The 14462-nt window shown below is 38.0% G+C and carries 12 protein-coding genes; 2 read left to right on the top strand and 10 right to left on the bottom strand.

Translation table 11 applies throughout. The annotated features are described in order from the left end of the window. Nucleotides 1-414 precede the first annotated feature (414 nt). From APF76_09200 to APF76_09180, 5 genes are all read right to left on the bottom strand, one after another. Nucleotides 415-2250 carry a glutamine--fructose-6-phosphate aminotransferase gene (locus APF76_09200; protein ID KUO53407.1) on the bottom strand — a complete coding sequence of 612 codons (1836 nt, stop codon included), beginning with the start codon at nt 2248-2250 and terminating at the stop codon, nt 415-417. 201 nt (nt 2251-2451) lie between these two features. After that, the gene (locus APF76_09195; protein ID KUO53406.1) at nt 2452-3801 is read right to left on the bottom strand and encodes a phosphoglucosamine mutase; all 1350 of its coding nucleotides are present in this window, start codon (nt 3799-3801) and stop codon (nt 2452-2454) included. Between the two features lie 2 nt (nt 3802-3803). After that, nucleotides 3804-5456, bottom strand: a complete 1653-nt coding sequence (locus APF76_09190) for a hypothetical protein (protein ID KUO53405.1) — start codon at nt 5454-5456, stop codon at nt 3804-3806. After that, nucleotides 5446-6369, bottom strand: coding sequence for a hypothetical protein (locus APF76_09185; GenBank protein KUO53404.1), 924 nt, complete (start codon nt 6367-6369; stop codon nt 5446-5448). Before APF76_09185 ends, APF76_09190 begins: the two co-directional genes overlap by 11 nt. 19 nt (nt 6370-6388) lie before the next feature. After that, complete coding sequence (locus tag APF76_09180; protein KUO53403.1) at nt 6389-7219, bottom strand: hypothetical protein; 831 nt, start codon at nt 7217-7219, stop codon at nt 6389-6391. 150 nt (nt 7220-7369) lie between these two features. Here APF76_09180 and APF76_09175 point away from each other — a divergent pair, with 150 nt between their 5' ends. Together APF76_09175 and APF76_09170 are read left to right on the top strand one after the other, a co-directional pair. After that, complete coding sequence (locus APF76_09175; GenBank protein KUO53402.1) at nt 7370-8104, top strand: hypothetical protein; 735 nt, start codon at nt 7370-7372, stop codon at nt 8102-8104. Beyond that, nucleotides 8097-8759, top strand: coding sequence for a hypothetical protein (locus APF76_09170; GenBank protein ID KUO53401.1), 663 nt, complete (start codon nt 8097-8099; stop codon nt 8757-8759). Before APF76_09175 ends, APF76_09170 begins: the two co-directional genes overlap by 8 nt. On the opposite strand, the gene APF76_09165 is transcribed toward APF76_09170, so the two are convergent. From APF76_09165 to APF76_09145, 5 genes are read right to left on the bottom strand one after another with little or no spacing between them, the layout of a single operon-like run. Beyond that, a complete protein-coding gene (locus APF76_09165; protein ID KUO53400.1) occupies nt 8731-9954 on the bottom strand; it encodes a hypothetical protein in 1224 nt (407 codons plus the stop codon). The genes APF76_09170 and APF76_09165 overlap by 29 nt on opposite strands. Before the next feature lie 3 nt (nt 9955-9957). After that, entirely contained in the window at nt 9958-11538 is a 1581-nt protein-coding gene (locus tag APF76_09160) for a transferase (protein ID KUO53399.1), read from the bottom strand. Between the two features lie 5 nt (nt 11539-11543). Continuing rightward, nucleotides 11544-12614: a 3-isopropylmalate dehydrogenase gene (locus tag APF76_09155; GenBank protein ID KUO53398.1), complete on the bottom strand. Its 1071-nt coding sequence runs from the start codon at nt 12612-12614 to the stop codon at nt 11544-11546. Continuing rightward, a complete protein-coding gene (leuD, locus tag APF76_09150; protein ID KUO53397.1) occupies nt 12611-13108 on the bottom strand; it encodes a 3-isopropylmalate dehydratase in 498 nt (165 codons plus the stop codon). The genes APF76_09155 and leuD overlap by 4 nt, the downstream gene beginning before the upstream one ends. Further along, the gene (locus tag APF76_09145; protein KUO53396.1) at nt 13109-14371 is read right to left on the bottom strand and encodes a 3-isopropylmalate dehydratase large subunit; all 1263 of its coding nucleotides are present in this window, start codon (nt 14369-14371) and stop codon (nt 13109-13111) included. Between the last annotated feature and the right edge of the window lie 91 nt (nt 14372-14462).

Raw genomic sequence — 14462 nt, 5'->3', positions numbered from 1 at the left:
TGGTATAATTACTCTAATTCTAGTTAGGTTTAATGGTCACATTTCTTTATAATTATGTGATGGAGGATATCTCTCTACAGTTTTCCATTTTTTGATTGCTCCATCTTGTATAAAGCAGCGTTAAACATTAGTAAATAGCACAATAAATGGATTTCGGTAGAAATTTCCTTATGATCTAAATGGACGAGTCTTAATAAAAATGGTTATTAGAAAAGGTATACTGCTCTTTTCTAATAACCATTAAATAATAATCTAAATTAATTCTAGTCTTGTAGAAATACTTCATGGAATAGCTACAAAGCACTTTCACTTACTGACATTATCTTAATTTTATTGCAACTACTGACAAACCTTATTGCAGCCGTCAACAACTTTATTATTACTGAACATCATCCAGCCCTGGAAAGACTTTATTTATTCTACTGTCACTGATTTTGCTAAATTTCTTGGCATATCGACGTCGCTGCCTCTGGCTATTGCTGTGTAATATGCCAGTAGCTGAAGTGGTACTACTGTTAGTACTGGTGCTATGATGGGAAGTGTTTTTGGGATGTAGATTACCCTTTCTGCTGATTTTTCAATTTCAGTATTTCCTTCAAAGGTTAAAGCTGTGACCTTTGCACCTCGTGCCTGAACTTCCTGGATGTTGCTTAGCATTTTGTCAAATAGAGCATTCTGGGTTGCTAGAGCCACTACTGGAGTTCCGTCTTCAATTAAAGCTATGGTGCCGTGTTTCATTTCACCTGCAGCTAGTGCTTCAGCATGAATATATGAAATTTCTTTAAGCTTTAACTGACCTTCTTGGGCTACATTGTAGTCAATGCCTCTGCCTAGGAAGTATACATCATCCCAATTAGAAATTTCTTTTGCCCACTCCTTAATAGCATCTTCACACTTGAGTACTTCCTGGATTTGTTCAGAAAGCTTGGTAAGAGTATAAACTCCTTGAGCTATTTCAACGTCGGCCAATGTACCTACCTTATCAGCTATATCATAAGCTAATAAATACATAGCTATTAATTGAGTTACATAGGCTTTTGTAGATGCTACTGCAATTTCAGGTCCTGCCAATGTATATAAAACCTGATCGGCTTCTCTAGAAATGGAGCTTCCATTAACATTTGTAATTGCTAGAACTCTAGCACCTTTTTGTTTTCCTTCTCTTAAGGCTGCTAGTGTATCTGCAGTTTCACCTGATTGGCTAATTACTATCATTAATGTCTTTTCATCTACTAAGGGGTCCCTGTAGCGGAATTCACTAGCAATATCCCACATTACAGGTATCCTTGTTAATTTTTCAATAACATTTTTTCCTACTAAACCAGCATAGGATGCAGTTCCACAGGCCACAATTGCAATATTCTTAATGCCTTTTAGATATTCCTGTGAAAGTGAGATCTCACTTAGGTTTACTTTACCTGCACATGCATCTATTCTTCCTGATAATGTCTTACGTACTGCCTCTGGCTGCTCATGGATTTCCTTTAACATGAAGTGGCTATATCCACCCTTTTCAGCTGCTTCGGCATCCCAATCTATATATGTTTCAACTTTATCTGCCTTACTACCATTAGCGCTAAAAACCTCTACTTCAGTATGAGAAATCCTAGCAATTTCTCCATCATCTAAGATATATATCCTTCTTGTATGGTTTAATATTGCAGGAATATCAGAAGCAAAAAAGTTCTCTCCTTCTCCTAAGCCTACAATCAAAGGGCTATCTTTACGTGCTGCAAAAATCTCTCCCGGGTAATCCTTACATAGTACAACCATTGCATAAGAGCCTTCAATTTTTGCAGCTGCCATCTTAATTGCACTTAATAAATCCTTAGTTTCACTATAGAACTCTTCAATGATGTGAGGCAAAACTTCAGTATCAGTCTCAGAAACAAACCTATGACCTTTTTCCTGAAGCCATTCCTTTAGTGATTGATAATTTTCTATGATACCATTATGAACTACTGCTAGTTTACCACTACAGTCCTTATGAGGATGGGAGTTTGTATCAGAAGGTTTTCCGTGGGTAGCCCAACGTGTATGGCCAATTCCAATATTGCATCCATTAAGACTACCATTTATCTTTTCTTCTAAAACCTTCATTTTACCCTTTGTTTTTACAACCTCCAACACGCTATTCTCCAGAACTGCCAAACCAGCAGAGTCATATCCCCTGTACTCTAGCTTTTTTAGACCTTCCACTAGAATAGGAACTGCTTTCGCTTTACCAATATAACCAACTATTCCACACATTTATCCTAATCACTCCTTAGAAGTATTAGGAGCTATACCACCAGATATCTTTTGTCCCGCAAATTGCTTTGCGGTTTTGAAATACCTTGTCGGTTGTGGCAATACCGGAGGGAATCCGCCGAAAGCTCGATTAACCCTCTCCTCGTCAACCGATTAAATAATCGGTCCTGGCGCTTTGATCATAACCAACCCAATCATCTATTAAAGCTTTTCATCCAATTTTGTGGCTAAAGCCGCTAGTTCTTGTGCCATTTTGCTTATGGTATCTTTGTCAGGTCCTTCTACCATCACTCTAACTAAAGGTTCTGTACCTGAAGGTCTTACCAAAACCCTCCCTTCACCTTTAAGTTTTTGTTCAACTTCTTCAATACTCTTTAGGAATAATGGATTAGACATAACCTTATCCTTACTTTTTATCTTGGCATTTATAAGGACTTGTGGAAATACATCCATTTGAGCTGCTAGCTCTGATAAGGGTTTGCCCGTGTCTACCATAACCTGAAGCAATTGAAGTGCTGTGACGAGCCCATCACCTGTAGTGTTGTGATCTAAAAAGATAATATGTCCTGACTGTTCTCCACCAAGGTTGCAACCTGTATCTATCATCTTTTCAAGAACATAACGGTCGCCTACCTTAGTTTGATGAACTGTGATACCTGCCTTTTTTAAGGCTAGATGTAAGCCGATATTACTCATTACAGTTACCACTAAAGAATTATCTTTTAATAATCCCTTTTGCTTTAAGTATAGACCACAGGCAACCATAATCTGATCACCGTCAACTATATTACCTTTTTCATCAACTGCAATCATCCTATCGGCATCACCATCATGGGCTATTCCTATGTTTGCACAATGCTTTAAAACTACACTCTGTAATTGTTTTGGATGAGTTGAACCGCAATCTTGATTAATATTACTTCCATTGGGTTGATTGTTAATAGCAATCACCTCGGCCCCAAGCTCCTTTAAGGCCTGAGGTGCTGCCTGATAGGCTGCACCATTAGCACAGTCTACTACTACTTTAACACCATGCAAATTAGTGTCAATGGTATTTTTTGCAAAGCTAATATATTTTTCACATGAATCCTCTAAAGCCTTTACTGAACCAAGATTTGTTCCGGTTGGGAAGGGCATTTTATCCTCACCTAAAGCAAGCTTTTCAATTTCTTCTTCTATAGCATCTGAAAGCTTATATCCTGTGGATGAAAAGAACTTTATACCATTGTCTTCTACTGGATTATGGGAGGCGGATATCACAGCTCCAGCACTAGCATTTAGCTGCCTTATAAGGTAGGATACTCCAGGAGTAGGGATAATGCCAGCTTTTATTACATCTCCACCTACAGAGCAAATTCCTGCTACTAGGGCACCCTCAAGCATATGTCCAGATATTCTAGTATCCTGGCCTATTACAATCAGGGGCTTTTTATTAGCTGTTTCTTTTGAAAGAATATGAGCTCCTGCCCTACCTAATTTATATGCTAGCTCTGCAGTTAATTCTTTATTGGCTATTCCTCGTACTCCATCTGTTCCAAATAATTTAGCCATCTCTAGCCCTCCAGTACTTCAATCAAATTTGCTGGTACTGTATCTTTTGGTAATCCATATGTCTCAATAATTGACTGGGCAACTCTAACTCCGTCTACTGCCGCACTTATAATTCCTCCAGCATATCCTGCCCCTTCACCTGTTGGATATAATCCATCAATGTCAAGTGCTTGAAATTTATCATCTCTTGGTATTCTAAGTGGTGCAGATGTTCTTGTTTCTACACCTGTGAGAATCCCTTTATTAGTTCCAAAACCCCATATTTTCTTATTAAAATCCTGTAATGCCTCGCCAAGAACTTCACCAATTTCTTTAGGTAAACAATCTCTGAGGTTTGCCTCTTTAACTCCAGGCCTATATGTAGCTTGGTTTAACCTAGATGGAGTTTCTTTTATGGTGTCATTTATAAAATCATCTACTGTCTGGACAGGAGCTGTAAAGCTACCTCCACCTAACTGGAAAGCTTTTTTCTCCAACTTTCTCTGAAACTTCATGCCAGATAGGGGATCCGTATAATCATAGTCTTTTTCACCAACAGAAACAACTACAGCTGAGTTAGACGTACCAGATGATCTATCATGATAGCTCATGCCATTTACAGCAAGCGTACCTGGCTCTGAGCTTGCTCCAATAACATATCCACCTGGACACATACAAAAACTATAGGCTGCTCTATTTAGCTCAGTATTTCTATAAGTAAGATGGTAATCAGCAGCACCAAGTCTGGGGTTTCCTGCCCATTGCCCATATTGAGCACAGTCTATCATATGCTGAGGATGCTCGACTCGTAACCCTACTGCAAAAGGTTTTGCTTCTAGATTTACTCCTTGTGTTTTCCATAAAACCTCATAAGTATCTCTAGCGCTGTGGCCAGTTGCAATAATACATCTAGATACAGGAAATTCATGCTTTTGGTTTATTACAACAGCCTCTAGGACTCCATTTTTTATAATAAAGTCTGTAGCCTTGGCTTGAAAGAAAACCTTACCGCCTAAGCTAATTATTTCTTTTCTTATGTTTGCAACAATATTTCTAAGCTTGTCAGTTCCAAGGTGGGGTTTTGCCTGGTACATAACCTCCTCGGGGGCTCCAGCTTCTGCTAATACTTCTAAAATTAGCTTAACTCTTTTGTCCTTAACCCTTGTGGTCAATTTGCCATCACTAAAGGTACCTGCTCCTCCTTCACCAAACTGAACATTTGATTCAGTATCTAATTCTCCTTCATCCCAAAACCTTGCAACATCCTTCTGGCGGGCAAAGACACTTTTTCCTCTTTCTATAACAATGGGATTATATCCCCACTTTGCCAGGAGCCAAGCGGCAAAAAGACCGGAAGGGCCGGTCCCAATGACTAGGGGTGGGTACTTTAGATACCCGTCTCCTCTTTGAATATTTAAACTTTCATCTTCCTGGTCAATAATACTACTTTTAGGTGGAAGAACTGTTTTAATCTGATTTAGCACATCCTCTAAAACAAGTACAACAGTATATACGAAAGCAATTTCCTTTTTCCGTCTCGCGTCTAAGGATTGTCTTTCGATCCACCAACTTTTTACCATGTCATTTGATATCTTTAGTTTTTCACAGGCAAGTTTTTTTAGTATTTCTGTATCCTCATCAATTCCTATTCGTAACTCAGATATCCTAATTTTCATCTACAACCTCCACTATAACTTGAACCGTATTCTCATTTAGACCTTCTATTCCTTCAGGCAATTCTATTTCAATCTCAAAGCTAGTACTCTCTTCAAGCTCACTAATGTCTAATTCAAGTGTTAAATACCCCATATCATTTATTATATCCCTTTGTCCATAAATTCTTACAGTAGCTGGATTAACTAATACCTTGTCTACTTCTATTCCAGGTTGAAGTTCCCCAATAAGATCAATTATTATGGGAACTGTCCTGTTAGGTATGTCTTCTACAACTGGTATTAATACATCAACATTCCTAGGAACAACCTCAAGCCAATCCAAGATAAGATTACCAGATTTATCTTCAACTAAAACTGGCAGGGATTGAACATAGTTCATGGAAATATTATTAAAACTTGCATTAACATATACTCTCCCTATATTTTCTAGATGATTTTCTGGGCCTTTTACGATTACTTGGGAGGGAGTTAATTTAGGAGTTTCCAAGAGATATCCTGAAGCAGCTTCACCACTTATTGCCAACTCTACTGGTAGTTGTATAGTACTAACCTGATCAACTTGAACCTGTACCCATGAGGGTTGAACACTAACTATTCTTACCCCTGCTGGGAATTCTGTAGCTACTTGGACAGACCTAATACCTGCACCAATTTCTTCAAGAGAAATATGTGCTCTGAAATCCCTAGAGCTAATCTTATCTACAACATTTGATTTCCCTTGAAAACGAATGTTAACAGTATTAGGTTTTTCTGCAATTACTAAATCTTCTGCTAAACCAGAAGCCTCTAAGGGCACAGTTACTACATCTTCCGTAGTGGGATTTCTTTCCGAAAAGACAAAAAACCAGATTGTAATAGCAGCAAAAATTGAAATCAATCTATATATCATATTATTGCGAAAATGTCCAAGCATATTAATCCCTCACTACTCTTTAAGATGATCTTTTAAAGATATTGAAGATAGATGTATTACTCTGTTTGGTTAGTAAAACGTCTTCAAGCATTTCTTTAAGGTTCTTTTCTTCGAGATAACGTGTCAATTCCCCCTGATGGGCAAGCGAGATAGTACCTGTTTCTTCAGAAACTACTATCACAACACAATCTGAAGTTTCTGTGATACCTAATGCTGCTCGGTGCCTTGTTCCTAGTTGTTTACTTAAATAAGGACTATCTGTTAGCGGTAAAAAACAACCTGCAGCTGCAATTCTGTCACCTCTGATAATAACTGCTCCATCATGGAGAGGAGTATTATGCACAAATATATTTACCAGCAACTCTGCTGAAATTACACCATCGAGTTTTACACCTGTTTCTACAAAATCAGATAAACCAGTTTCATTTTCTATTACAATTAGAGCACCATACTTATTTTTACTAAGTGCCTGTACCGACCGTACTAGTTCATTAATTAGGCGAGAACGATCTTCTACTGCCAAATACGTCATTGAGCTGCTAAAAATCTTACCTCTACCCAATTGTTCTAAAGCCCTTCTCAACTCAGGCTGAAATACGATGGGTAAGGCTACCACAATTAACAATTGTATCTGTTGCAAAAACCAATTAACCGTGGTAAGCTGAAGCAAATCACTAATAAAAAAGGCAACGACCAGTACGAATAAGCCTTTAATTAGCTGTACTGCCCTTGTTCCTTTGATGAGCATAATGCCCTTATATATAACAAATGAAACTACTGTTATATCTAAAATTATTAAAAATATTTCCCATGGACTTAAATATATGAGAAAATTAAATTGAGAAAACATATTAAAGGAAACCACCTTTTAATAATGTGCATATAACTATCTATATAATACTATATTACTTTTATATATATCACCATAATTCTTTCGACATATATACGCCATTAACCTTTTTAAAGGTTAATAATAAGTAAAAATTCGAGGTGAATCTCTTTGAAAAAAACTTGGATGTTCAATATAACTATAGTATGCACAATTTTGGGTTTGCTTCTATCCTGGCAGTACAAATCTACTCGTGCAGAAGCAGACAGTTCCAGTTCCATACTGCATGAAAATATAATTGAAATGATTCAGCAATTGGAAACAGATATACATGATACTGAAGAAGAGATAGGTACCATTAGAAATCAATTATCCCAGTATCAAGAGGTTGAAGATCAGGATGCAGGTACTTTAAAGTTCTTACAAGACTATCTCCACCTTCAAAGGTCAATAAATTCTTTGACTACTGTAGTTGGTCCAGGAATTACAATAACTTTAGATGATAATGTTCAGGGTGCTGCTTCTGCTAGTACTGACTTTGCATCCTTTAGACCAGAGGATTATATAATTCACGATAAGACTGTTTTATATCTAGTTAATGAATTAAAGGCTGCTGGAGCGAAGGCTATCGCAATTAATAATCAAAGACTTGTTTCCAGTTCAGATATTAGATGTGTAGGTACTGTAATACTAGTTAACACTACACCTATGGCACCTCCATACCAAATCAAAGCTTTGGGTGATCCTGAAGAGATTAAGGAAAAACTATTATTAGGTGATGAAATCCCCTATCTAAAAGCTCGCAATTTTCCAGTAAAAATAGAAGTTGGAGAAGTAGAGATTCCTGAATACAAGGGTAACTTCAGACAATCCCATCTAGAAAGAGGGGAACAAATCCATGAATAAGTCAATTATCTCCTTCACCATTGTCTTGTTAGTCTTAGGTATATTTATAAGTATGCAATTTAAAACTCAGCAACAATTGATAAACTCCCTTGCCTACCAGGATGCTAGAGATTTAATTACTCTATATAATACTATGAAAGAAAAACAAGATGACTTGTCAATAACTGTTCAAGAATTAAGACAAAGAAAAAGCACTATTGAGTATGAAACAGCTAGGGGAATCGAGCGAATCGATAATACCGAACAGGAAATTGAGCAATTACAGATGCTTAATGGTGAATTGCCTGTTAATGGTCCTGGTATTACTGTAACCATAACAGGGGATGCTCCTTTATTACATTATGATTTAGTAGATCTTGTCAATGAGCTATGGGCTACAGGAGCTGAAGCCATAGCTATTAATGATCACAGAATAACTGTTAATACCTATATTCAACCTTATTCTTCAGATGAAATTTTTGTGAATGATGAGAAACTATTATTTCCGTGTATTATAAAGGCAATCGGTGACCCCCATACTCTAGAAAAAGGGTTAACCTTTACTGGTGGTCTAGTAGAAAACTGGAGCATATTATATGGGATTTACCCATCAATTACTCCCAGAGATAATATAGCCATTCCTGCAGTTAAAAACCGAGGAGTAGCCCTAGAATAAGTCCAGTAAATAATAATCCAAACAAGGGTACTGCCATTAATTGGTAGACCCTTTTTAGATTCCCCTTAAAATAATCCTGCGTCAATATTAAGCATAAATGTAGAGGAGAAACGAAATATCCGATCATTGTAAATAAATATAATAAACTAACAACAACCACTAAATTTGAATGGTTACTAAACAACGGCACAAATATACTTAACCCTATTCCCACTGCACCAAGGGTAGAACCAGTTAATAGTCCTGTAACAAATGAAACTACTAAAAGTAAAACATTAAGGTGTACACCTTGATTTGTAAGAATTCCAGCCATATAAGTTAAAGCTCCAGCTGCTTCAATATACTTTTGAAAAAAAAGTATTCCTAATACAGTTAATGCCAGCTTCCAGTCAAGCTCCTTTAATGAATCAATCAGATTCCTTTTAATTGAGCTCGTGGAAAATAACCTTTGAGATAACACCAAACTAGTTATAACAGCTACTACAGCAGCAAATAAAAAATTGTTGGAAATAATTGCTGATACCACAAGTAGTGTTATAGGGAAACTGGCTTTTAAGAACTCCTTCCAGTCATCCGCCGAGCTTCCTTCAATTTTATCAGTCACATTTAAACCCTGTGGAAGAATAACAAGAAATCCCAAAATGGCACAAACTAACATGGGTGCAAAACAAAAGCTTATAACCTTATATACACTAATACCAGTAAAAGACTGTAATAAGATTAAAGTAGGATATAAAGGAAATACAAAATAAACTATATGTCTAAAAATTATGTTTGCTGCAACAAGATTACTGCCTGTTAATTGTATTTTTCTTCCAGCTTTTTCAATTAACGGTGCAGACATATAAGCTCCACCCGGTATTGGTAATAAACCAAGTAATACAGGGATAACAGCTACAATAATCCTAGGATTTTTTATTGCTGATTGCAGGGAAGATACCATTTTATATATTAGTCCAGCCTTTTCCATTATGTTTCCCAAAGATTTAATTAATACCACAGTTACAATAAGAGATAACGTAGAGGGATTTTGCAGAACATTCAGGGCAATTTTGAAGGCAGCCTCAAAGGATAATCCAGTCCCCAAAGCTGCCACAAAAGAACCTACCATCATAGCTATCCACGTAGCTTTTGTTATGTTTACAATGAAAACGACAATTATAAATGCCAATAGTGTGGTAATAAGAGAAGTCATCTCTTATTCCCCCTTTTCCCCCAAGTCTTTAAGATGCTTCTTAAGTAAGATATAATCCATACTATCTAGCAAAGCCTCCCAGCTTGCTTCAATAATATTGGAGGAAACACCAACTGTACTCCAATGATCTTCCTTGTCCTTTGACTCAATAAGAACCCGAACCTTAGCAGCTGTTGCTTGGCTTCCTTCTAATACCCTTACTTTATAATCTAAGAGATGCATGTCAGTAATGCATGGATAAGTTTCGTCAAGAGCTTTTCTGAGAGCATTATCCAAGGCATTGACCGGTCCATTTCCTTCAGCAGCAGTATGAACTATTTCATCTCCAATTCTTAGCTTAATAATTGCTTCTGAATAGTAGTCCTCTTCCCCTCTTTTTTCAACATTTACTTTAATGTTTTCAAGATGAAAATGTTCCTTATATGATCCTGCTATTTTATAGAGTAACAACTCTAAGGAAGCTTCGGCCCCTTCAAATTGGAAGCCCTTATGCTCCAATTCTTTTACCTGCTCAATAGTTTTTTTGAGTATATCCTTGTCTTCTATATTAATTCCCATCTCTTCAAGCTTATGGGTTAAATTGCTTGTTCCAGCAAGCTCCGACATTAAAATTCTTCTGTCATTGCCTACTGTCTCAGGAGTGATATGCTCATATGTTCTAGGATGCTTTAATACTGCATTAGCATGCATTCCCCCTTTATGAGTAAAAGCGCTATGTCCCACAAAGGGTTGATGATTTGGTATGGCAATATTTGCAACCTCAGCTACATACCTTGCTGTTTCTGTGAGACAATCTAAATTATTTCTAGTTGAAGTTTCATATCCCATCTTTAATTCAAGATTAGGTATTACTGAACATAAATTAGCATTACCACATCTTTCTCCTATGCCGTTGAATGTTCCGTGGACCATTGTTGCCCCAGCCTGAACTGCTGCTATACTATTTGCCACAGCAAGCTCACAATCATTGTGGGCATGGATGCCAATAGGAATAGTAAATCTTTCTTTGCAAAGCTGCACTATTTCAAAAACCTCATGAGGAAGGGTTCCACCATTGGTATCACATAGAGCAAGCCAAGATGCCCCAGCTTGTTGTGCACTTTCGAGACACAACAAGGCATATTCAGGATTTGCTTTGTAGCCATCAAAGAAGTGTTCGGCATCAAAGATCACTTGAATTTCATTATTGACTAAAAAAGCAACACTATCGCGGATCATTCTTAGGTTCTCTTCTAAGCTTGTTCCTAATACTTTTGTAACCTGGTAATCCCAGGTTTTAGCAAAAATAGCAGTAGCAGGTGCTTCGCAGGTCACAAGAGCCTGCAGATTTAGATCATCCTCAGCTTTTACTCCTACTCTGCAAGTGCTTCCAAAGGAGCAAATCTTCCCTCTCCAGTTCTTTTTGGCAGCCTTTTGAAAAAATTCTGTATCCTTAGGGTTGGAGGAGGGCCAACCCCCCTCAATAAAATCCATCCCGAACCAATCTAACTTTTCCGCTATCTTTACCTTATCCTTGACAGAAACATTGACCCCTTCTCCTTGGGCTCCATCTCTTAAGGTAGTATCAAATAAAAATACTTTCATAGTATCTACTCTCCCAGTTTTTTGCATACCAGATTACCCATTTCCCTCGTCCCAACCAGTTTCTTTCCTGGCTCCATAATGTCTCCTGTCCTATATCCTTCTTCAAGTACTTTGGCGACTGCTGCTTCTATTTTTTCTGCTCCTTCTGAACAATCAAAGCTGTATTTTAACATCATAGCGCCTGAAAGAATGGTTGCCAGGGGATTAGCTTTGTCTTGACCTGCTATATCAGGTGCAGAACCATGGGCAGGTTCATACAAGGCCACATTACCTCCAAAGCTAGATGAAGCCAGCATGCCGATTGAACCACTTAAGATAGAAGCTTCATCAGTTAGAATATCACCAAACATATTCTCAGTAAGAATTACATCAAATTGAAGTGGATTCCTAATTAACTGCATGGCGCAATTATCTACATACATATGCTCAACGGTAATCTCAGGATAATCCTGTGCAAGTTTAGAAACTGTCTCTCTCCAAAGCCTAGAGCTTTCCAAAACGTTAGCTTTGTCTACACTAGTCACCTTTTTTCTTCTTTTGGATGCAATTTCAAAAGCAAGCTTGGCAATTCTTTCGATTTCTTCACTAGTATATTCAAGGATATCTACTGCTTTCTCTCCTGATACATGAGCCTCTCTATATTTGTCACCAAAGTATATTCCACCTGTAAGCTCTCTGATAACAATCATATCTGTACCCTTTACTATCTCTTCCTTCAAAGGAGAGGCACCCATTAAAGCTGTATTTAAAGCAATTGGTCTTACATTTGCATATAAGCCAAGATGTTTTCTAAGAGGAAGAAGTGCTGCAACCTCTGGTCTCTGGGGGGCAGGAAGGGTATCCCACTTTGGTCCTCCAATAGCACCCAATAAAACTGCCTGACTATCCTTACATAAATTAAGAGTTACTTCTGGAAGTGCAACACCTTCAGCATCAATGGCTGCCCCACCAATTAGGCCCTCTACAAATTCAAATTCCATACCGTATTTAGGAGCAATTATTTCAAGTACTTTAAGAGCCTCAGGAATGATTTCAGAACCTATCCCATCTCCAGGTAATACTGCTACTTTAATCATTTTTCCTCCACCCTCTCAGCTACATAATTCATTAATCCACCTGCAGAAATTATATCTCTCATAAATCCTGGAAAAGGAACTGCTTGATAAGTTTTACCTGTAGTTAAATCTTTTATCTCTCCATTTGCAACATCTACTTCCACCTCATTGCCCTCTTCAAGGGCAGTAGCTGCCTCTGGTGATTCTAAAATTGGAAGTCCTATATTGATAGAATTTCTGAAAAATATACGGGCAAAGGATTTTGCAATTACACATGATACTCCTGCAGCTTTAATAGCAATCGGAGCATGCTCTCTAGAGCTACCACAACCAAAGTTTTTACCTGCAACAATAATGTCACCTGCCCTAACTTTAGCTGGAAACTCTGGGTCAGCATCCTCCATGCAATGCTTTGCAAGCTCGGCAGGCTCAGATGTATTTAAATATCTTGCCGGAATTATAGCATCCGTATCAATGTCGTCCCCAAACTTCCATGTTTTTCCTTTTAATAACATCTATACCACCTCCTGAGGTGCAGTTAGTCTACCCTTAATTGCACTAGCAGCAGCTACGGCTGGACCCGATAAGTAAACTTCACTCTCCGGGTGACCCATACGTCCTACAAAGTTTCTATTAGTTGTAGATAAAGCCCTTTCCCCTTTGGCTAGGATACCCATATGCCCACCGAGGCAAGGTCCGCAGGTAGGTGTGCTTACAACTGCCCCTGCTTCAACAAATACTTCAAAAAGTCCTTCTCTCATAGCATCCAGGTAAATTTGCTGTGTCCCTGGAAAAATAATTAATCGGACTCCAGAATGTACTTTTTGATTTCTTAAAATGCTGGCGGCTACTCTTAAGTCCTCTATCCTTCCATTAGTACAGGAACCGATAACCACTTGGTCAATGGAAACATTGCCAACTTCACTAATTCCTTTTGTGTTTTCCGGTAAGTGAGGGAAAGCAACCTGTGGCTCAATAGTAGCTACATCAATATCAATAATTCTATTATATTTTGCATCTGCATCACTAAAGTAGAGTTTATACTCTCGTTTTACTCTTCCTTTAATATATTCCTCTGTGATTTTATCAGGTGCGATAATTCCGTTCTTTCCACCAGCTTCTATAGCCATATTTGACATTGTAAAGCGGCTATCCATTGATAGGTTTTCAATGGCTTCCCCTGTGAATTCCATTGCCTGATATCTAGCACCATCAACACCTATTTTACCAATAGTATATAGAATAAGATCTTTCCCAGAAACCCAATCTTGCCTCTTACCATGATAGATGAACTTAATACTCTCAGGGATCTTAAACCATGCTTCTCCCAAGGCCATCCCCGCTGCCATATCTGTACTTCCAACTCCAGTTGCAAATGCTCCAAGAGCTCCATAGGTACAGGTATGAGAATCAGCACCAATAATTACATCTCCTGGCCCCACAATACCCTGTTCAGGAAGCAAGCAGTGTTCTATACCCATCTTTCCAACTTCAAAGTAATTGGTAAGCTCTTGTTCCTTTGCAAACTCTCTAAGCATTTTTGCCTGTTCAGCTGACTGAATATCCTTATTCGGGGTAAAATGGTCAGGAACAAGAACTACTTTTTCCTTGTCATACACCTTTTCTTTTCCAGTTTTTCTAAACTCTTTTATGGCTACAGGTGATGTAATGTCATTGCCTAATACTATATCAAGCTTAGCATTTATCAACTGTCCTGGTTCCACATGATCAAGACCTGCATGGGCTGCCAGTATCTTTTCAGTTATTGTCATTCCCATAGTTCATTCCTCCTATTAATGTACGGGGACACACCCCTTTTTAGGCCATCCTCTGTTGTTGGGGAATGTCCCCAACTTGGTGTACGGGGAC

Origin of the sequence: Desulfitibacter sp. BRH_c19 (assembly GCA_001515945.1) — a bacterium.
Taxonomy (GTDB): Bacteria; Bacillota; DSM-16504; order Desulfitibacterales; family Desulfitibacteraceae; genus Desulfitibacter.
The sequence above is the reverse complement of the archived record's forward strand: the minus strand, read 5'-3'. Positions and strand labels throughout refer to the sequence as shown.